The sequence below is a fragment of the Kitasatospora sp. NPDC005751 genome (assembly GCF_040630835.1).
GTDB lineage: Bacteria > Actinomycetota > Actinomycetes > Streptomycetales > Streptomycetaceae > Kitasatospora.
In genome coordinates this window covers 23432-42249 of the sequence record NZ_JBEXYC010000048.1, presented here as the reverse complement: position 1 = coordinate 42249, position 18818 = coordinate 23432, and the positions used below count along the sequence as shown (strand labels likewise).

The 18818-nt window shown below is 74.1% G+C and carries 19 protein-coding genes; 17 read left to right on the top strand and 2 right to left on the bottom strand.

What is annotated here, in order from left to right:
* The first annotated feature begins 103 nt into the window (after positions 1-103).
* The 13 genes from ABZ497_RS28940 (at position 104) to ssuE (ending at position 14483) form a co-directional block, all read left to right on the top strand.
* A complete protein-coding gene (locus ABZ497_RS28940) occupies positions 104-1120 on the top strand; it encodes an isocyanide synthase family protein (RefSeq protein ID WP_359809406.1) in 1017 nt (338 codons plus the stop codon).
* Positions 1121-1154: 34 nt separating this feature from the next.
* The gene (locus tag ABZ497_RS28935) at positions 1155-1964 is read left to right on the top strand and encodes a TauD/TfdA family dioxygenase (RefSeq protein WP_359809404.1); all 810 of its coding nucleotides are present in this window, start codon (positions 1155-1157) and stop codon (positions 1962-1964) included.
* A gap of 131 nt (positions 1965-2095) precedes the next feature.
* Positions 2096-3334, top strand: a complete 1239-nt coding sequence (locus tag ABZ497_RS28930; protein WP_359809402.1) for a styrene monooxygenase/indole monooxygenase family protein — start codon at positions 2096-2098, stop codon at positions 3332-3334.
* On the top strand, positions 3331-4506 hold the full coding sequence (locus ABZ497_RS28925; protein ID WP_359809400.1) for an LLM class flavin-dependent oxidoreductase: 1176 nt from the start codon (positions 3331-3333) through the stop codon (positions 4504-4506). The genes ABZ497_RS28930 and ABZ497_RS28925 overlap by 4 nt, the downstream gene beginning before the upstream one ends.
* Positions 4507-4511: 5 nt before the next feature.
* Entirely contained in the window at positions 4512-5774 is a 1263-nt protein-coding gene (locus ABZ497_RS28920; RefSeq protein ID WP_359809398.1) for a styrene monooxygenase/indole monooxygenase family protein, read from the top strand.
* Entirely contained in the window at positions 5771-6292 is a 522-nt protein-coding gene (locus ABZ497_RS28915) for a cupin domain-containing protein (RefSeq protein ID WP_329487676.1), read from the top strand. The genes ABZ497_RS28920 and ABZ497_RS28915 overlap by 4 nt, the downstream gene beginning before the upstream one ends.
* Before the next feature lie 59 nt (positions 6293-6351).
* Positions 6352-7548 (top strand): MFS transporter, encoded by a 1197-nt coding sequence (locus tag ABZ497_RS28910; protein WP_359809396.1) that lies wholly within the window; start codon positions 6352-6354, stop codon positions 7546-7548.
* Positions 7549-7674: 126 nt separating this feature from the next.
* A complete protein-coding gene (locus ABZ497_RS28905; protein ID WP_359809394.1) occupies positions 7675-8535 on the top strand; it encodes a sulfurtransferase in 861 nt (286 codons plus the stop codon).
* 129 nt (positions 8536-8664) lie between these two features.
* The gene (locus tag ABZ497_RS28900; RefSeq protein WP_359809392.1) at positions 8665-9471 is read left to right on the top strand and encodes an SDR family oxidoreductase; all 807 of its coding nucleotides are present in this window, start codon (positions 8665-8667) and stop codon (positions 9469-9471) included.
* On the top strand, positions 9456-10832 hold the full coding sequence (locus ABZ497_RS28895) for an aminotransferase class V-fold PLP-dependent enzyme (RefSeq protein WP_352289259.1): 1377 nt from the start codon (positions 9456-9458) through the stop codon (positions 10830-10832). The genes ABZ497_RS28900 and ABZ497_RS28895 overlap by 16 nt, the downstream gene beginning before the upstream one ends.
* A 142-nt stretch (positions 10833-10974) precedes the next feature.
* Entirely contained in the window at positions 10975-11823 is an 849-nt protein-coding gene (locus tag ABZ497_RS28890; RefSeq protein ID WP_329487671.1) for an LLM class flavin-dependent oxidoreductase, read from the top strand.
* Between the two features lie 169 nt (positions 11824-11992).
* Positions 11993-13723: a BBE domain-containing protein gene (locus ABZ497_RS28885; protein WP_359809390.1), complete on the top strand. Its 1731-nt coding sequence runs from the start codon at positions 11993-11995 to the stop codon at positions 13721-13723.
* 169 nt (positions 13724-13892) lie between these two features.
* Positions 13893-14483, top strand: a complete 591-nt coding sequence (gene ssuE / locus ABZ497_RS28880) for an NADPH-dependent FMN reductase (RefSeq protein WP_352289250.1) — start codon at positions 13893-13895, stop codon at positions 14481-14483.
* A 93-nt stretch (positions 14484-14576) separates the two neighbouring features.
* On the opposite strand, the gene ABZ497_RS28875 is transcribed toward ssuE, so the two are convergent.
* Complete coding sequence (locus ABZ497_RS28875; RefSeq protein ID WP_329487668.1) at positions 14577-14765, bottom strand: hypothetical protein; 189 nt, start codon at positions 14763-14765, stop codon at positions 14577-14579.
* A gap of 233 nt (positions 14766-14998) precedes the next feature.
* Between ABZ497_RS28875 and ABZ497_RS28870 the strand changes: the two genes are divergently transcribed.
* Positions 14999-15235, top strand: coding sequence for a toxin-antitoxin system HicB family antitoxin (locus ABZ497_RS28870; protein WP_329487667.1), 237 nt, complete (start codon positions 14999-15001; stop codon positions 15233-15235).
* A gap of 29 nt (positions 15236-15264) precedes the next feature.
* Positions 15265-15654 carry a fic family toxin-antitoxin system, toxin component gene (locus tag ABZ497_RS28865; protein WP_359809388.1) on the top strand — a complete coding sequence of 130 codons (390 nt, stop codon included), beginning with the start codon at positions 15265-15267 and terminating at the stop codon, positions 15652-15654.
* Positions 15655-15757: 103 nt separating this feature from the next.
* Here the strand turns inward: ABZ497_RS28865 and ABZ497_RS28860 are convergent, their stop codons facing one another.
* A complete protein-coding gene (locus ABZ497_RS28860) occupies positions 15758-16645 on the bottom strand; it encodes a GNAT family N-acetyltransferase (protein ID WP_359809387.1) in 888 nt (295 codons plus the stop codon).
* A 283-nt stretch (positions 16646-16928) separates the two neighbouring features.
* Here ABZ497_RS28860 and ABZ497_RS28855 point away from each other — a divergent pair, with 283 nt between their 5' ends.
* Positions 16929-17909, top strand: coding sequence for a hypothetical protein (locus tag ABZ497_RS28855; RefSeq protein ID WP_329487664.1), 981 nt, complete (start codon positions 16929-16931; stop codon positions 17907-17909).
* On the top strand, positions 17906-18766 hold the full coding sequence (locus tag ABZ497_RS28850; protein ID WP_359809385.1) for an alpha-L-glutamate ligase: 861 nt from the start codon (positions 17906-17908) through the stop codon (positions 18764-18766). Before ABZ497_RS28855 ends, ABZ497_RS28850 begins: the two co-directional genes overlap by 4 nt.
* Positions 18767-18818: the final 52 nt, after the last annotated feature.

Sequence of the window (18818 nt, the reverse complement as noted above, 5' to 3'; positions counted from 1 at the left end):
GCGGTGAAATGAGTGTGCAGACAGGAATTCCACCCGAGTCCGCCACGTGCGGAGTGCATGATTCCGGCTTCGCGCCCGAACGGGAATGTTGTCTGGAGGAGTGTTGAACCACAACACCACGGGGGAGCCGTCCGCCCGGACGGCATCGGCGCGAGTACTCGAACTGCTCTACCGGTACCAGCGGATCGACGAGGCGCTGGCGGCCGAACCGACCGGACCGGCCGGACCGGAGGAGCCCGGCGGGACGTCGGGGAACGCGCGCTGCGACGCGTGTTCCGAGGTCCACCGGGCCAAGATGGAGCGCTTCACCGCGCGCGACGAGCCCATCCACTTCGTCGTGCCGGCGTTTCCGGCGAAGTCCCCGAACCAGGGCAAGGTGCTCGGCGCGCTGCCGGACCTCGGTGAGCACCTGGCGGTCGGCTTCCTGCAGTCGCTCTGCGACTACGTGCGGCACTTCTACGCGCCCGGCGCCCGGGTCACGATCTGTTCGGACGGCCATGTCTTCGGCGACGTCGTCGGGGTGACCGACGGGGCGGTGACCGCCTACCGGCAGGCCCTCGCGGACATGATCGGCGCCTCGCACTGGTCGGCGCTGGACCTCTACGGCCTGGACGACGCGTTCGGCAGCCTCGACTACCCGAAGATGCGGCGCGTGCTGGAGGAGAACTACTCCGCGACGCTGGACGAGCTCAAGGAGAACGTCCGCACCGACCGGAACACGCGTGCGCTGTTCAACGGGATCCACCGCTTCATGTTCGAGGACGCGGTGGCGCGCCAGGGCGGCGAGACGACCCGGAACCAGCTCCGTAAGAACTCCAAGGACGCCGCCTACCAGACCATTCTCCGCAGCAACGCGTGGAGCCGGCTGGTCGCCGAGAAGTTCCCCGACGCGATACGCCTCTCGATACACCCGCAGCCGCCGCACTCGGAGAAGTTCGGGCTCCAGCTCATGCCGACCAGGGACGGCTGGCTGACCCCGTGGCACGGCGTGGTGCTCGACGACGGCGTCAGCCGGTACCTGGTCAAGCGGTGGGACGCGGAGAACCTCCAGGCCTCCGTCGTCTGGCGGGACGGCCGGCCGAGCCATTTCGTCGCCCCGCACCTCGCCGCCCGCCCGTAGGGAAAGCCCGTTCCAGAAAGGAGGACAACGCGCCATGACGACTTCCATTCCCTCGGCCGCGGAGCTGCGCCACATTCCGCTCCGGCCGTTCGGCCGCGTGGTCGAGGCTCCCGGCGGAAATGCCCGGATCGGCGACATTCCGGTGGACACGCTCGCCCGCTGGACCGAGGAATCGCGGGTCCTGGTGCTCCGCGGATTCTCGTTGCTCGGAAAGCAGGAATTCGCCGACTACTGCCGGCGATGGGGTGAGGTCCTGAAGTGGGAGCCGGGCGAGGTCATCGACCTGGTGGTCGAGGAGAATCCCCGGAACTACCTGTTCGCCAGCGGCGACGTGCCGTTCCACTGGGACGGTGCCTTCGTCGAGGCCGATCCGCGGTACTTCTTCTTCCAGTGCCTGGACGCGACCGCGGGGGCCGGCGGGGAGACCGTCTTCTCCGACACCACCGCCGTCTACCGGGACGCCGACCCCGAACTGCGCGACCTCTGGGCGCGGATCAGCGTCACCTACACCACCGAGAAGATGGTGCACTACGGCGGCGAGGTCACCGAGCGGCTGGTCGCCCAGCACCCCGGGACCGGGGTGCCCGTGCTGCGCTTCGCCGAGCCGCTGGACCCGGCGGTCTACAAGAACCCGGTGTCCGTCCACGTCGACGGCGTCGACGGCGCGCAGGCCGAGGAGTTCATCGCCTCGATGGCGGAGCGGCTGCACCGGCCCGCCTACTGCTACGCGCACGACTGGCGCCGGGGCGACATCGTGATCGCCGACAACATCGCGCTGGTGCACGGGCGCAACGCCTTCACCGGGCCGACCTCCCGCCATCTGCAGCGGGTCGAGGTCATCTGAGGCGTCCCGGGCCGGCTCCCGCCCGCGGGGCCGAACCCGCCGACGGCTTCCGTCACCCGTCACCCGTCATCACCCGTCATCACCCGTCAACGCCGGGAGGCCGGCACTTCCGGCACAGGTGGAGCGAGAACATGAGTATCGGCATTGTGGGAACCGGGATCTCCGGTCTTCATCTGGCGTTGAGGCTACGGCAGTTCGGCATCGACGCCACCCTGTACACGGCCCAGGGGCCCGACGACATCCGCAGCGGTCCGCCGCTGAACTTCGTCACTCGATTCGACTCCACCCGGGAACGGGAATCCGCGCTCGGCGTCACCGAATGGTCGTCGCCGGCGTACGACAACGCGTGGATGCACCTCCACCTGGAAGGCCCGGACGGGTTCTCGTTCCGCGGCCGGCTGCCGAAGCCGGCCAGCTCCGTCGACTTCCGGATGTACCTCGCCGCGCTGCTGGAGGAGTTCCAGCGGCGCGGCGGGGACCCGGTCCACCTCAGGGTGGCCGACCGGGCCGGACTGGACCGGCTGGCCGAACGCCACGAGCTGGTGGTCGTGGCGGCCGGCCGGGGCGCGCTCACCGACGTCTTCCCCCGGGACGAGGCCCGCTCGCCCTACCGCTCGGCGCCGCGCCGGCTGGCCGGCGGCCTGTTCCACGGGGTCCGTCCGCCGGAGCCGGCCGGTATGACGATGCACATGGTCCCGGGGGCCGGGGAGATCCACGCCCCCACCTACCACTCCTTCGCCGGGCAGGTGACGGCCGTGCTCGTCGAGGCCGTTCCGGACGGCCCGTTCGCGGAGCTGACCGGCCGGGACCACCGCGGTGACCCGGACGGGTTCGCCAAGGAGGTCCTCGCCCTGGTCACCACCCACGCGCCCGCCCTGCGGGAGCGCGTGGACGAGCAGGACTTCGCGCTGGCCCGGCCGGTGGACCTGCTCCAGGGCGCCGTCGTCCCGGTGGTCCGCCGGGGCTGGGCCGCGCTGGCCGGCGGCCGGTACGCGCTGGCCGTCGGCGACGCCTGGATCGCCAACGACCCGCTCACCGCCCAGGGCGCCAACCTCGGCTCCGAGCTGGCCTTCCTCCTCGCCGACGTGCTGCGCGACCACACCGGCCGCTTCGACGAGGCGTTCTGCCGCGCCGCCTCCGAGCGGATGTGGCAGCGCGCCCAACCCGTCGTCGACTTCACCAACCTCTTCATCGGCCCGCCGCCGGCGCACCTGGGCACCCTGCTCGGCGCCGCCGCGGCCGACCAGCGGGTGGCCGACGCCTTCGTCGCCCACCTCGACCGGCCGGCCGCCATGTGGCGCGGCCTCGCCAGCCCCGGAGGCACCGACGCGTTCATCGCCCGGGCCCAGACCGTGAGGAGCGCAGCATGAGTGTCGAGGTCGGCCTGGTCTGGGACGCGGTCGGGCGGGTCGAGGACGGACGGGGGCTGCTGCACCTCGCCCGGCAGGCCGGGCTGGACACCTTCCTGGTCTTCGACCACCTGATGAACGTCTTCCCCCGGCAGGCCTGGGACACCGACTTCAGCCACGTCGCGGCGGGCCTGCCGACCCCGGACCGCTGCCTGGACTTCGCGACCGTGTTGGGCAACTTCGCCCCGCAGGCCGGCCCGGTCCGGCTCGCCATCGGCGTGACCGACCCGCACCGGCGCCACCCCGCGGTGCTCGCGCAGACCGCGCTGACCCTCGCCCAGCTCACCGACCGGGCACCCGTCCTCGGCATCGGCGCGGGAGCGCTGGAGAACCTCGTGCCGTACGGCGTGCCGCACGACCACCAGGTGGACCGGGTCGAGGAGGCGCTGCGCGTACTGCGCCTGCTCTTCTCCGGGGAGGGCCCGCACGACTTCCGCGGCCACCACTTCACCCTCGACCGGGCGCTCATCACCCCCGCCCCCGAGGGCCGCACGCCCCGGATCTGGCTCGGCGCTAACCGCCCGCGGATGCTCACCCTGGCCGGCCGCTACGCCGACGGCTGGCTCCCGTCCGAGCTGATGGCCCCCGACGAGTACGCCCGGCGGCTCGACACGGTGCGCGCCGCCGCCGTCGACGCCGACCGCGACCCCGACGCCATCGTCGCCGCGGGCGGCGTCCCGATCGTGGTGGCGGAGACCGACGCCGCCGCGCAGGAACTGCTGCGGGCCACCCCGATCCGCTTCCTCGCGCTGCACGCGGGTGCCCGGGCCTGGCGGCGGCACGGCGCCGCCCACCCCTTCGGCGAGGACTACCGCGGCCTGGTCGAACTGCTGCCGCACCTGCTCACCCGCGCCGAGGTGGAGCGGGCGCTCGCGGTGGTGCCCGACGAGGTGGTGGCCGACCAGGTCATCGCCGGCAGCCGGGAGACGGTGCTCAAGCGGATCGGCGAACTGCTCGACGCCGGTATGCGCCACCCCATGCTGATCCCCGCCTCGGCGCTGGCCTCGCCGGAGGCGGCCGGCTACACGATCGAGTCGATCGGCTGGCTCGCCGCCCGGCTGCGCTCCGACGCCGGCCCGGGTGGCGGTCCCGGCTCCGGCTCCGGCCCGGCCACCGCGGCGGTGTCCTCGTGACCGGCGTGGGCATCGTCGGGTCCGGCATCTCCGGCCTGCAACTGGCGCTGCGCCTCCAGCAGTCCGGCGTCCCGGCGACGGTGTACTCGGAGCACGGCATCGAGGGGCTCAAGGGCGGACCGCCGCGCAACTTCCCCGCCCGGTTCGGGCCGACCCAGCAACGGGAGCGGGAACTCGGCGTCCACGAATGGGAGTTCGCCGACGCGCAGGTGCGGCACTGGGCGGTCACCATGCACACCGGCGAGCCGCGGCCGCTGGAGTTCCTGGCCGCCCTGCGGCCGCCGTCCAGCGTGGTCGACTTCCGGATCTACCTGCCCCGGCTGCTCGGCGCCTTCGTCGACCGCGGCGGCGAACTGGTGACCGGCGACCACCCGGTCGAGGAACTCGCCCGGCACCACGACCTCCTCGTCGTCGCCAACGGCAACCGGTCGGTGCGCCGGCTCTTCCCGGCCGACCCGGCCCGCTCGCCGTACAGCACGCCGCAACGGGTGATCTGCGCCGGGATCTACGTCGGGATCGACGAGGAGGTGCCGCACTCGCTCGACATCCACTTCCTGCCCGGCATCGGCGAGATCCTGCGACTGCCCTTCTACTCCCCGGCCGGCCGGGCCGACGTCCTCGCCTTCGAGGCCGTCCCCGGCGGCCCGCTGGAGTCCGCCGGCCACCTAGACGCCGACGCCGACCCGGCGGGCTTCCACCGGCACGTGCTCGACCTGGTCGCCGCGCACGCCCCGGGTCTGCGCGAGCGGATCGACACCGCCGGCTTCGCGCTGACCGCGCCGGGCGAGCTCGCCCGTGGCGCCATCACCCCGGTGGTCCGCCGGGGCTGGGCCCGGCTCGACGACGGCACCTGCGCGCTGGCGGTCGGCGACGCCTGGATCACCAACGACCCGCTCACCGCCCAGGGCGCCAACCTCGGCTCGCACACCGCCTTCGCGCTGGCCGAGCTGATCACCCGGCACCGGGGGCACTACGACGAGGAGTTCTGCCGCGACGCGTCCGCGCGCCTGTGGGAGCACGCGCGCCACGTCGTGGAGTGGAGCAACGCCTTCCTCGCCGGACCCCCGCCGCACGTCGGCGCGCTGTTCGGGCGGGCCGCGGTCGACCGGCGGGTCGCCGACGCCTTCGTCGGCAACTTCAACGACCCGGTCGCGATGTGGCGGGCGCTGTCCACCCCGGACGGCGTGAGCGCCTTCCTCGCCGACTGCGAACGGACCGCGCCGGCCGCCGCCGCGAGCGGTACCACGACCACCGAAGGAGCGCGATGACCTTCCCCGACATGGCCCGGGACGAGAAGGGCCGGCTGATCCCCGAGTCCGAACAGACCGCGGTGTGGCTGCTCGGCGGCCTGGCCCAGATACGGGTGCCCGGCGAGGCGACGGGCAACGCCTTCACCGTCGTGCAGCACACCGGCAACCGCGGCTACAACACGCCGCTGCACATCCACGACTACGAGGACGAGGTCTTCATGGTCCTGGACGGCACGCTGCGCATGATCTGCGACGGGCAGGAGCTCGTCGCCGAGGCCGGCAGCACGATGATCGTGCCGCGGACCGTTCCGCACGGCTTCGTGACGACCTCGCCGAACGCCCGCTTCCTCACCATCCACTCCACGCCCCAGCCGGACCGCAGGCCGCAGTTCGACCTGTTCCTGAAGGCGGAGATCCCGCACGCCCGGGCCCTGACGCTGCCCACCGAGGACGTGGGCGGCCCCGACCTCGACCACATCATCGCGCTGGGCACCACGTACGCGTACCGCTACGCGGGCCCGCCGCCCGCCCCCTGACGGCCGCTCCGGCCCCTCGGCCGGCCGGCCAACGCTCCCGTTCCGACAGAAGAGACACCATGTCGTTGAAGCTCCTTTCCCTGATGCTGTGCGTGTTCGGCATCACCACCGGCGAGTTCGTCATCGCCGGCATCCTGCCGGACGTCGCCTCCGACCTCGACGTGTCGATCCCCGCGGCCGGGCTCCTGGTCACGGCGTACGCCATCGGAATGATCATCGGCGGTCCGGTGCTCACCGCGCTGACCGCCCGGTACCCGCGCAAGCCGCTCATCGTCGGCCTGCTCGTCATCGTGATCCTCGGCAACGTCGCCTCGGCGCTGGCACCCGCGTACGCGGTGCTGTTCGTCGCGCGCGTCGTCACCGCGCTGGTGACCGCCACGTTCTTCGCGAACGCGATCGTGATCGCCGCGTCCACGGCCCCGGAGGGCAAGCAGGCCTCGACCGTGTCCAAGCTGGTCTTCGGGATGAACCTCTCGATGATGCTCGGCGCGCCCATCGGCACCTTCATCGGCGACCACTTCGGCTGGCGCGCCACCTTCGCGGTGATCGCCGCGGTCTGCCTGGTCGGCCTGGTCCTGGTGCTGCCGCTGGTGCCGGACGTGGCGGCCTCCACCACCAGCGCGGTGGCGGAGCTGCGGGTGTTCCGCAACCGCAACGTCCAGCTGGCGATCGGCATCACCGCCGTCGCCAACATGGGCCTGCTGATGGTGTTCACCTACTTCTCGCCGCTGCTCACCGACCTGACCGGCTTCGCCGACGGGGCCGTCCCGCTGCTGCTGCTGGCGTACGGGGTCGGCGCGGCGGCCGGCAACTTCGTCGGCGGCTGGCTCTCCGACCGCTCCCTGATGGCCTCCCAGGTCGGCCTGCTGGGCCTGCTCGCCGGGGGCCTGCTGGTGATGTGGGCGGTCAGCGGCGGCACCGTGCTCACCGCGGTGATGGTCTTCGTGATCGGGGCGCTGGGCTTCTCCGTGATCCCCGGCATGCAGACCCGGGTGCTGACCACCGCCAGCTCGGCGCCGACCCTGGCGATCGCGGTGAACGCCTCCGGCTACCAGCTCGCGGCCGCCCTGGCCGGCTGGCTGGGCGGCCGGGTCATCGACGGCCCGGGCCTGCGCTCGGTCTACCTCGCGGCCGCCGGGGTCACCGTCCTCGGCATCCTGCTCAGCGCCTACGCCTGGCACCGGGACCGCACCGGTGGCGGCAAGGCGGTCGGGGCCGGTGCCGAGGAGCGGACGGCCGAGACCTCGCCGGCCTGACACCTCCGCCCGGCGGGGCCGCGCCCGGTGCGCCGGCCGGCCCCGCCCGGTCCGCTTCGCCCGGCCCCGTGCGGGGGCCGGGAGTCCCGCCGGGGCCACCCGGCCGTCACTTCACGAGGGGCAACCATGGGTCGTGATTCCGTCCTGGTCACCGGCGACTGGGCCGAGCGCCGGCTCGGCACCGCCGGAGTGGTCTTCGTCGAGACCGGCAACGAGGACACCGAGTACCGCAAGGGCCATCTGCCGGGCGCCGTCTGGATCAACTGGAGCGAGTTCCAGGACGACCTGCGGCTCGGCGTCGTCGGCCGGGCCGGATTCGAGCGGCTGATGCGGGCCAAGGGCATCGGCGAGGAGGACACCGTGGTGGTGTACTCGGCCAACGCCAACCTGCTGGCCACCCAGGTCTACTGGTACCTCACCCTCTACGGCCACCGGTCCGTGCGGCTGCTCGACGGCGGCCGCCGCAAGTGGGAGCTGGACGGCCGCCCGCTGACCACCGCGTCGCCCGGCCGCCCGCCCACCGGTTACCTGGTCACCGACCCCGACCCGTCCGTCCGGGCGACCCGGGACGACGTCCTGGCCGGCATCGGGCAGCGCAACATCATCGACGTCCGGAGCCCGGAGGAGTACTCCGGACTGGTCTTCGCGCCCGGCTTCGCCGGGGAGGCCTTCGCGACCGGCCACAACCCGCACGAGGTGGCCCAGCGCTCCGGCCACGTCCCGGGCGCGGTCCACCTGCCCTGGCAGGAGGTCGTCGGCGAGGACGACACCTTCCGCTCCGACGAGGAGCTCGGCCGGCGGTTCGCCGCGCTGGAACCCGCCCGCGGCACCATCACCTACTGCTGGGTCGGGGCCCGCTCCGCGCACTCCTGGTTCGTCCTGCGCGAACTGCTGGGTTGGCCGGACGTCCGCAACTACGACGGCTCCTGGGCCGAGTACGGGTCGCTGATCGGCGCGCCGGTCGAACGCGGCACCCCCGGCGACTGAGCCGCCCCCGCCCCCGCCCTCGCCCCTCTCCTCCCCGACCCACCGCACGCCCCTGCCCGATTCACCGCACGCCGATCCTCCGAGCCTGAAGGGAGCGGGGCCGGCCTCGGACGGCCCCCACCACCAGCCATGAACGAACGCAACACGACGCAGCCCCCGCTCGGCGCGCCCGCCCGGGACCGGCTGGCGGGCAAGGTCGCCCTGGTGACGGGCGCCAGCTCCGGCATCGGCGAGGCGGCCGCCAAGGCACTGGCCGCACAGGGCGCGAGCGTGGTGCTGGCGGCCCGGCGGCGGAGCGAACTGGACCGGGTCGCCGGGGAGATCACCGCCGCCGGCGGCGCCGCGATCGCCGTCACCGCCGACGTCACGGTCGACGAGGACGTCGCGGCCGCCGTCCGCACGGCCGAGCGGCACTACGGCGGTCTGGACATCGCCTTCAACAACGCCGGGACGCTGGGCACCCCGGGCCTGGTCGCCGACCAGAAGCCGGAGGCCTGGACGGACGACCTCGGCCGGGTGCTCACCAGCGTCTTCCTGTCGATGCGGCACGAGATCCCGGCCCTGCAGCGGCGCGGCGGCGGAGTGATCGTCAACAACGCCTCGCAGCTGGGCGTGGTCGGGTTCGGCGCCGGGATCAGCGCCTACGTGGCCGGGAAGCACGGCGTGGTGGGCCTGACCAAGGCCGCCGCGCTGGAGTACGCCGGGGAGAACATCCGGGTCAACGCCCTGGCGCTGGCGACCGTGGACACGCCGATGTACCGCTCCTCGGTGGGCGGCAGCCAGGAGATGGCCGACATGTTCACCGCCCTGCACCCGCTCGGCCGGATCGCCAGCGCGCAGGAGGCGGCCTCGGCGGTCGTCTACCTGGCCGGCGACGAGGCGGGCTTCTTCACCGGCTCGGTGCTGGTCATGGACGGTGGATGGACGGCCCGGTGATGCCCGCCACCGCCACCGGGCCGGAACGGGCCACCCGCGGCGTACCGGAGGTCGTCGGCGGAGACCTCAAGGTGCCGCTGGTGACCGGCTCGTGGGTGCCGTACGCCAACCTCGACTACGCGGCGAGCACTCCGAGCCTCGCGGCCGTGCAGCACGCGGTGGACCGCATGCTGCCCTGGTACAGCAGCGTGCACCGGGGCGCCGGGTTCGCCTCCGCGGTCTCCACCCGGGCGTACGAGCGGGCCCGGGAGACGGTGCGCCGCTTCGTCGGCGCGGCCCCGGACGCCCAGGTGGTGTTCACCCGCAACACCACCGACGCGCTCAACCTGCTCGGCCGCGCGCTGCCCGCCGGCACGGCGGTCTTCCGGTTCTCCACCGACCACCACGCCGCCCTGCTCGCCTGGCGCGGCTCCCCGGTGTACCGGCTGGCCCGGCCGGCCACCGCGGCGGACGCCGTGACCGCGCTGGCGAAGGCGCTCGCCGGCGCCCCCAGGGGGCCGAAGCTGGTGGTGATCACCGGCGCGTCCAACGTGACCGGGGAGCTGTGGCCGGTCGCCGAGCTGGCGGAGGTGGCCGCCACCCACGGCGCGCGCACCGTCCTGGACGCCGCCCAACTGGCCGGGCACCGGCCGCTGGACCTCGCCGGCTGGGGCGTGGACTGGGCCGCGCTCTCCGGGCACAAGCTGTACGCGCCGTTCGGCGCCGGCGCCCTGGTGGGCTCCGCCGACTGGCTGGACACCGCTGACCCCTACCTGGCGGGCGGCGGGGCCACCGCCCGGGTCGCCGAGGAGGACGGCCGGGAGAACATCCGCTGGACCGGGCTGCCGCACCGGCACGAGGGCGGCTCGCCGAACGTGGTGGGCACCCACGCGATGGCGGTCGCCTGCCGGACGCTGACGGCCACCGGCTGGGACGCCGTCGCCGCGCACGAGCAGGCGCTGACCGCCCGGCTCCGCGGCGGGCTGGCGGCCGTCCCCGGAGTCCGCCTGCTGGACCTGTGGCCGGGCGGACACCCGCGGCTCGGCGTGGTGTCCTTCAGCGTCGCCCGCTGCGGCGACGCGCCCGCCGACCAGCGGCTGGTCGCCACGGCGCTCTCCGCGGAGCACGGGATCGGCGTCCGGGACGGCGCGTTCTGCGCCCACCAGGCGGTCCACGCCCTGCTGAGCGACGCACCCGGGCACCAGGGCGACCGCGCGCTGCGCGCCAGCATCGGCCTGGGCACCACCGCCGAGCACGTCGACCGGCTGGTGGCGGCGCTGGGCGAACTGGTCCGGCGCGGGCCGCGCTGGTCCTACGACCACCCGGAGGACGGCTGGCGGCCGGTGCCGGATCCGCGGCCGGTACCGGAATTCCTCCGATGAGCGGGAATTCCCCGGGTGACCCGTTTCGGGTGACCGCGGCTCAGTAGGCTCCGACACCGGAAGGAGAGTGCCCGACATGACCGGAACACGCACGACCGAACAATTGGACCATTCCCGATCGCCCGCCCACCGATTCGGCGTCATGCTCTATCCGGACCAGCCCTTTCCGGTGCTCGCGCAGCGGCTGGGGTGGCTGGAGGAACTCGGTTTCGACCAGGTGTTCGTACCCGATCACAGCGCGGACCTGCGCAATCCGAGCGGCCTCTGGTTCGACAGCTGGTCGGTGCTGGCCATGGCGGCCGTGACCACCCGGCGGATCCGGATCGGCACCATGGTGGCCAACCAGATCCTGCGCCCGCCGGCCCAGCTGGCCAAGCAGGCGATCGCCCTCGACCACCTCTCCGGTGGCCGGTTCGACCTGGGCATCGGGGCCGGGCTGTTCCCCTGGGACCACCACAGCGTGGGGCAGGTCCCGTGGTCGCCCAAGGAGCGCGCCGAGCGCTTCGCGGACTACCTGGCGATCGTCGACGGGGTGCTGCGCGGCGGGATGTTCAGCCACCAGGGGGCCCAGCTGTGGGTCAAGGACGTGGTGACCGTACCCGGTTCGCTGCAGTCGCCGCGGCTGCCGCTGATCGTCGGCGGCCAGTCGCCGACGCTGATCCGGGTGGCCGCCGCGTGCGCCGACGCCTGGAACACCCACGGCCCGCCGGGCGCGAGCGCCCAGGAGGTGCTCGGCATCACCGCCGAGCAGAACCGCCGGCTGGACCGGCTCGCCGGCGAGGCCGGCCGCGACCCCGCGGCCGTCCGGCGCGGGTACACGATCTTCGGGCCCTGGGACCCGAGAAGGGGGCGGCACGGCTACGAGGAGATCTTCGAGCGCTTCACCGGGGCCGGTGTCGCGGATTTCGTCCTGGACTGGCCGGGGGAGGCCCATCGGGAGGAATTCGAAAGAGTCGCCCGTGAGGTGATTCCGCCGCTGCGCGACAGCTGACGGAAACATCGCACACCACGGGGGATCTCACGACGCGATCCTGTCCCGCGTATCGGCCGGGAGGGTCCGGCCGGTACGCGAATGCCGTACGGGGGATCACAGGAATTCGGCAGTTCGTCGCAGACGGGCGGTCAGCCCGGGATTCGCGTGAAGAGAAGGTGTGACAGAGATGATCGAAGACGTGGCCGGCACGGCCACCACGGGGGCTTCGGACAACGGGGGTGCTCTGGACAACGGGGGTGCTTCGGACCACGGGAATGCTCTGCGCGACGGGGGTGCTTCGGACGGCGGTGGCGGGGCCGTCGGTGGCGGGGTGGCCGACGGCGGGACGGCGGCGGACCCCCTGCGGGGCCGCGGCGGGATCACCGTGACCAAGGCCGACCGCCAGTACGAGGACCTGGTCAGCGGCCTCAACCAGCGCTACGTCGCGGCGCCCGACTCGGTCCGGCTGGTGAGCACCACCGAGGAGGTCGTCGCCGTCGTCCAGGAGGCGGTCGACCGGGGCAAGCGGCTCGCCGTGCGCTCCAGCGGGCACTGCTACGAGGACTTCGTCCACAACCCGGAGGTCCGGATCATCCTGGACATGTCCGGCATGCACGCGGTGGGCTACGACCCCCGGCTCAACGCGATAGCCGTCGAGTCGGGCGCCACCAACCTGCGCACCTACCAGACCCTCTACCCGGAGTGGGGCGTCGTGGTCCCCGCCGGGTTCTGCTACTCCGTCGCCATGGGCGGCCACGTCAGCGGCGGCGCGTGGGGTCCGCTCTGCCGGCTGCACGGCCTGGTCGTCGACCACCTGTACGCGGTCGAGGTGGTCGTGGTCGACGCGGCCGGCCGGGCCCGCGCGGTGATCGGCACCCGCGACCCGGACGACCCGAACCACGACCTCTGGTGGGCCCACACGGGCGGCGGAGGCGGCAACTTCGGCGTCATCACCCGCTACTGGTTCCGTTCGCCGGGCGCCACCGGGCGGGACCCGCGCGCCCTGCTGCCGAAGCCGCCCGAGGAGCTCCTGGTCAGCGCCGTCAGCTGGCCGTGGGACGAGCTGAGCCGGGACGAGTTCGTCCGCCTGGTCCGCAACTACGCCGACTGGCACGTGGCCCACCTGGGGCCCGACGACCCGGCGCGGGCGCTGATCAGCCAGCTGGTGCTCAACCACCGCAGCGCCGGCCAGATCGGCATGCTCGTCCTGGTGGACGCCTCGGCGCGGGGCGCCGAGCGGCTGCTCGCCGGCTACCTGGAGCGGATCGGCGAGGGCGTCACCGTGGAGCGCGGCGCGCTGACCCGGCACATGGGCGAACTACCCGCGATGCCCCAGTTCGCTGCCCCGCGCCGACTGCCCTGGCTCCAGGCGGTCCGGATGCTCGGCACCACCAACGGGGTGCTCAACGACCCGACGCTGCGCGCCGAGTACAAGTCCTCCTTCATGCGCGCCGGCTTCCCCGAGGGCCAGCTCGACGCGCTCCACGCGCACCTCACCCGCGAGGACGTGACCAACCCGAACATCAGCGTGCAGCTGACCTCCTACGGCGGCCGGATCAACGCGGTCCACCCGGCGGCGACCGCGGCGCCGCACCGGGACGCGGCCTTCAAGATGCTCTGGCAGGTGTTCTGGAACGACCCGGCCGACGACGACCGCAACATCGGCTGGGCCCGCGACTGCTACCGCGCGGTCTACGCCGACACCGGCGGGGTGCCGGTGCCGAACGGGGTCACCGACGGCTGCTACGTGAACTACCCCGACATCGACCTCAACGACCCGGGCCTCAACACCTCGGGGGTGCCCTGGCACGACCTCTACTACAAGGGGAACTACCCGCGCCTGCAGCGGATCAAGGCGGCGTGGGACCCGCTCGACGTCTTCCGGCACGGCCAGTCCGTCGAGCTGCCCACGGCCTGAGCGGCGGCCCGGGCGGCGGCTCGAAAGGCGGCCCCGGGCGGCGGCTCGGATCGCGTCCCGGACGGGTGCTCGGCGGGGGCCCGGACGGGTGGCCGGTGGGGCCCGCTCCGCGGCCGGGCTGCCCGCCGCCGTGCCCCGCCGCCGCCGTGACCCTCGAAGGAGCCTTCCGATGACCTCCCTGCTCGCGATATCCGCCAGCCCCTCGGCCGGCTCGCGCACCGCCGCGCTGACGGCCCACCTGGTCCAGCTCCTGGCCGAGGCCGGCTTCCGGACCGGGCACGTCCGGGTCCGCGACCTGCCGGCGGCCGAGCTGCTCGCCGGGCGGGCCGACAGCGCCGTGCTGCGCGACGCCCTGGCCGCGGTGGCCGCCGCGGACGGGCTCGTGGTGGCGTCGCCCGTCTACAACGCGGCCTACAGCGGTCTGCTGAAGGCCTTCCTGGACGCACTGCCCCGCTCCGGGCTGGCGGGCAAGACGGTGCTGCCGGTGATGACCGGCGGGAGCCTCGCCCACGCGCTGGCCCCCGACTACGCGCTGCGGCCGGTGCTGACGGCGCTCGGCGCGCGGTACGTCGTCCGCGGCGCGTTCGTCCTCGACGCGGCGGTCGAGCCCCGGGACGGCGGGCCGCCGCGGCTGGCGCCGGAGGCCGCTCCCCGGCTGGAGCAGGCGGTGGCGGACTTCCTGGCCGCGCTGCCGCCGGACGTGCCCGGTGGACTGCCCGCGGCCGGGCGGTCCGGGCCGGGCGCCCTGGCGCGGAGATGACGACGGCGGTCCCCGGAGCCTCCGGGGACCGCCGTCGCCGTCCTGGGGGGTGTGCGCAAAGTCCCGCCGGGTCCGCGACGTTGCGCAGACCCCCTAGCCCTGGGCCTCGTCGGCGGTGTGCGGAAGGGTGATCCCGTGCTGGGCGGCGAGCCGCAGCAGTCCGGCGATCCGGCCCTCGTAGGCCTGGACGCCGTCGGCGTCCTGGTCGGTCCGGGCTGCCGCGAGTTCCTCGCGGGCCCGGGCGAGCTGCTCGCGCAGCTCCTGGTCGAACATCGCTGTCATTGCCGGCCTCCAAAAGGTCGGTGCCGCTCCGGGGAATGCGCGGGGCAGTTCAGAGTCTACGAAGGTGAAGAACTCTTCAAGTCCCGCCCGCCGCGTCGCCCGGGGTGGCGTTTTCCTGGCGCACGTGCCGGCGGGTCGGTCCGCCGGCAGGCGGACGGCGGGCGCCGCCGGGGCGCGCGGCCCGGGCGTGTGCGCCCTTGTTGTGCTAGCACTTCAGCGCTAGCTTGAATTTCATGGGTAAGAAACAGCTGAACGTCCGGGTGGACGCCACCACCGCGGAGATGGCCCGGGAGCGGGCGGAGCAGCAGGGGATCAGCATGAACCAGTACATCGAGCGCCTGGTCCAGCAGGACATGGGCGAGGCCGGGCGGGCGTTCGTCGACGCCGCCGCGCAGTTCATGAAGGAGTACGAGACGGCCTTCCTCGCCGAGTTCGGCGAGCACGGAGACCTCCAGGACGTGCGCCGTTGAACCTGGAGGTCGACCTCTCATGGCTGCTCATGACAGCCGAGCAGTACACACCCGGTGACCCGCAGGTCACCGACTACGGATCGCTGCTCGCGGCGGTCACCCGCCACCAGGCCGAGATCTTCGACATCGCCGTCTACCCCGAACCGCAGGACCGCGCCGCCGCCCTGATGCACCAGCTCATCCGGGTGCCGGCCCTGGAGAAGACCAACGAACTGTTCGCCACCGCCGTCGCCTACGCCTACCTGGTGGCCAGCGGGTGCACCGTGGCGACCACCGCCCGTGAGGTGCGCAGCCTCGCCCGGGCCATCCGGGAGGGGCGGCTCGGGGTGTCCGGCGTCGCCGAGCGGCTGGCCGCCTGGGTGGTGGACGAGGCCGAGGGCGAGGACGTCAGCGGCGAGGACAGCGAGGACGAGGAGTAGGCGCGGGCGCCCGGGCCTGGCGCCGGCCCGGCCGGGGCGCCGGTGGGTCGGGGCTCGGCCGGGTGGGCCCGCCGGTGCCGGCGGGCCCCTCGCTCGCCGTCGGCTACGCCGTGGCGGGTTCGCTCGCGGTGGGTTCGGTCGTGGCGGGCTCGGCGATCAGGGCCGTCGCGAACGGGCGGAACCCCGCCCGGCGGTAGATCCGCGCGACGTCCTCGTCGGCGGCGGACAGGAAGACCGTCCGCACGCCGTTCGCCCGCGCGTGCGCGACCAGCGCCGCCGTCACCGCCAGGCCGAGGCCGCGGCGGCGGGCCGTCGGCAGGGTGCCCACGCCGGCCACCTCGGTGACCGGGCCGACCGGGTTGTGCTGGCCGGCGCAGAGCGCCGTACCGTCCTGGACGGCCGCGGCGAGCACGGTACGGCCGGCGGCGATCCGCTCGGCGATCCGCGCGACCGTGCCATCGGAGGCCAACTGCTGGGCAGCTGCCGCCAGTTCGTCGGGGCCGGCCAGGCCGGTGGCGGTGCCCGGCTCGCCGAACGCGAGGTGCGGGACGGCCACCGCGCTCGCGAGGTCCGGGTCCTCGGCGGCCAGCACCCGCACCGACACTCCCGCGGGCGGCGCGGTCTCCGGCACGGTGGGCTCCTGGTCCGGGCCCAGCACCAGCAGCGGGTGCTCGTGCACCGTCAGCCCGGCCTCCTCGACCGCCGCGCGCAGCCGCGGATCGTGCTCGGCCACCCACTCGAAGGCCTGCGGCGCGCCCAGCTCGCGCTGGCGGGCCAGTACGCGCAGGACGTCCTCGGCGGTGACCGCCGGGCCGGTGTGGCCGAGCGCCGGGCGGGCGTAGTACGGCCAGCCCTCGCCCTCGCGGACGAACAGGCTCAGCGGCCCGAAGTCCTCGACGCGGGCTGCGCTGCGCGGTACGGCGTCGTAGTAGCGCTCGATCTCGTCGAGGAGGGGGCGGAGGGCGGGATCAAGAGCGGCGGCAGAAGTCACGCGGTGCATCCAAGCAGGCCGGTCGGGTTCCTGCCAGCGATTTGCGGTCGGCCCGCCGTGCGCGGGGTCGGCGCGCGGCCGGCCGGTCCGTGTGCGGACGGCCGGGTTTCCCGGGCCGCTGCCGCCCACTCCGGGGGCCGGGCATATCGGACCGATTGTTGCCGAATGCTTACAGGCCGGGCGATCTTGTGTGCGGGCCGCGTGGCATCCTGGGGCCTTTACAGCTCCGCCGGACCGGACGGCGGGCGTCGGCACGGGGAGAGGCGAGGGGGATGACAGGCTCATGAGGCTCTGCTTTCTGGTCGAGGAGCACTACCGGCACGACGGCATGCCGCTCGACGTGGTGCGTCAACTCACCGCCTGGGGCCACCGGGTGGACGTGCTGCGGCCCGGGAACTCGCTGATGGCGATCTCCGAGGCGGTGCGGGCCGGCAGCCATGACGCCTGGGTGCTCAAGACCGTCTCCGGCGGACCCGGCCTGACCCTCCTGGAGGCGGCCGCCGCCGTCGGCCTCACCACCGTGAACGACGTCCGTTCCATCCGCGGCGTCCGGGACAAGGCGCTCGCCGCCGTGATCGCGCGCACCCGGGGCCTGCCGGTTCCGGTGACCTACGCCGCCGCCCGCTGGGAGTGGCTGGCCGAGATCCCGGCCGCCGAGTACCCGCTGGTGGTCAAGCCCGCCGACGGCAGCTCCGGTCGGGCCGTGCGGCTCGTCCCCACCCCCGACCACCTGGTCGAACTCGGTCCCGAGCTGGCCGGCGAGGGCCTGCTGATCGCCCAGCCGTACGTGCCCAACTCCGGTACCGACCTCAAGGTGTACTGCGTCGACGGCGAGCTCTACGCGACCGAGCGCTGCTCCCCGCTCCACCCCGGCCAGGGGGTGCGCGAGCGGCAGGTGCCGCTCGGCGGCGACGTCGCGCGGATCGCCGCGCAGGTCGGGGAGGTGTTCGGCCTCGACCTCTACGGCGTCGACGTGCTGCTCGGCCCGGACGGACCGGTGGTCGTCGACATCAACGACTTCCCCAGCTTCCGCCAGGTGCCGGACGCGGTCGCCCGGGTCTCCCGCGCCGTGCTGCGGCTGGCCCGTACCGGCACGGCCGTCTCCGCCCCGGCGCCCGCGCTCGCGCAGGAGCCGTCCGGGCCGATCGCCGAGCCGGTCCGGCTGCCCGTCCAGGGCGCGGCCGTGGCCGTGGGCGGCGCGGGCCCGTTCGACGGCCTCGGACGCGCCGACCTCGTCAACGGCGCGGTGGGCGGAACGCTGTGAGGATCGGCCTGCTCACCCCCGACCCCGGTCACCCGCTGCTCGCCGCCACCGCCGCGCTGCTGGCCCCCGACCACCGGGTCGAGAGCCTCGACGCCAACCGCGACGACCTCCCGCCCGCCGACCTCCTCGGCCCCGGCCCGCTCGCCGACGTGTACCTGCTCAAGGCCCGCACCCCGCAGGCCCTGGCGCTCGCCCGCCACCTGGAGGAGCGAGGCGCCCCCGTCGTCAACTCGGCCGCAGCGACGGCGTTCTGCCAGGACCGCACGGCCATGGCCGCCCTCGCCCGGCGGTCCGGCCTGCCGTTCGCCGCCACCCGCACCGCCGCCGCCCTCGCCGAACTGCCCGATCCCGACTACCCGTTGGTGATCAAGAGCCGGCACAGCCGCCGGGGCGACCTGGTCGCCCGGGTCGACGACGCCGCCCGGCTGCGCGCCCTCGCCGAGGAGTGGCCCGACGAGCCCGTGGTGGCCCAGCCCTACCTCGCCGGCACCGGCTGGGACCAGAAGCTCTGGGTCGTCGACGGGCAGGTGTTCTGCGCCCGCCGGCGCTCCGAACTCGCCGAACCCGCCGGCGAACCCGCCCACGGCGGGGCGTTCGGCCCCCGCGAGCTGCCCGCCGACCGCGCCGGGCTGGCCCGCCGGGTCGGCGAGGTGTTCGGCCTCGACGTCTACGGCGTCGACCTGCTCGACGGCCCCGCCGAGCCGGTCATCGTCGACATCAACGCCTTCCCCGGCATCCGCGGCCAGGCCGGCGCCCCCGCGGCCCTCGCCGCCCTCGCCCTGCGGGTGGCCCGGCAGGGCGGCGGCCACCGCGTCCCGGCACCACGGGATGCGCGGCGGGACACCGCCGGTCGTTAGGCTTGAGCCCTCCGGCCGGACCGCACGACCGGACGGCGAAAGAAGACGGACG

Excerpts from the sequence above, each read along its gene's own strand:
- ABZ497_RS28935 (WP_359809404.1), top strand. The coding sequence starts at position 1,155 with ATGACGACTTCCATTCCCTCGGCCGCGGAGCTGCGCCACATTCCGCTC.
- ABZ497_RS28930 (WP_359809402.1), top strand. The coding sequence starts at position 2,096 with ATGAGTATCGGCATTGTGGGAACCGGGATCTCCGGTCTTCATCTGGCG.
- ABZ497_RS28925 (WP_359809400.1), top strand. The coding sequence starts at position 3,331 with ATGAGTGTCGAGGTCGGCCTGGTCTGGGACGCGGTCGGGCGGGTCGAG.
- ABZ497_RS28915 (WP_329487676.1), top strand. The coding sequence starts at position 5,771 with ATGACCTTCCCCGACATGGCCCGGGACGAGAAGGGCCGGCTGATCCCC.
- ABZ497_RS28910 (WP_359809396.1), top strand. The coding sequence starts at position 6,352 with ATGTCGTTGAAGCTCCTTTCCCTGATGCTGTGCGTGTTCGGCATCACC.
- ABZ497_RS28905 (WP_359809394.1), top strand. The coding sequence starts at position 7,675 with ATGGGTCGTGATTCCGTCCTGGTCACCGGCGACTGGGCCGAGCGCCGG.
- ABZ497_RS28900 (WP_359809392.1), top strand. The coding sequence starts at position 8,665 with ATGAACGAACGCAACACGACGCAGCCCCCGCTCGGCGCGCCCGCCCGG.
- ABZ497_RS28895 (WP_352289259.1), top strand. The coding sequence starts at position 9,456 with ATGGACGGCCCGGTGATGCCCGCCACCGCCACCGGGCCGGAACGGGCC.
- ABZ497_RS28890 (WP_329487671.1), top strand. The coding sequence starts at position 10,975 with ATGCTCTATCCGGACCAGCCCTTTCCGGTGCTCGCGCAGCGGCTGGGG.
- ABZ497_RS28885 (WP_359809390.1), top strand. The coding sequence starts at position 11,993 with ATGATCGAAGACGTGGCCGGCACGGCCACCACGGGGGCTTCGGACAAC.
- ssuE (WP_352289250.1), top strand. The coding sequence starts at position 13,893 with ATGACCTCCCTGCTCGCGATATCCGCCAGCCCCTCGGCCGGCTCGCGC.
- ABZ497_RS28875 (WP_329487668.1), bottom strand. The coding sequence starts at position 14,765 with ATGACAGCGATGTTCGACCAGGAGCTGCGCGAGCAGCTCGCCCGGGCC.
- ABZ497_RS28870 (WP_329487667.1), top strand. The coding sequence starts at position 14,999 with ATGGGTAAGAAACAGCTGAACGTCCGGGTGGACGCCACCACCGCGGAG.
- ABZ497_RS28865 (WP_359809388.1), top strand. The coding sequence starts at position 15,265 with ATGACAGCCGAGCAGTACACACCCGGTGACCCGCAGGTCACCGACTAC.
- ABZ497_RS28855 (WP_329487664.1), top strand. The coding sequence starts at position 16,929 with ATGAGGCTCTGCTTTCTGGTCGAGGAGCACTACCGGCACGACGGCATG.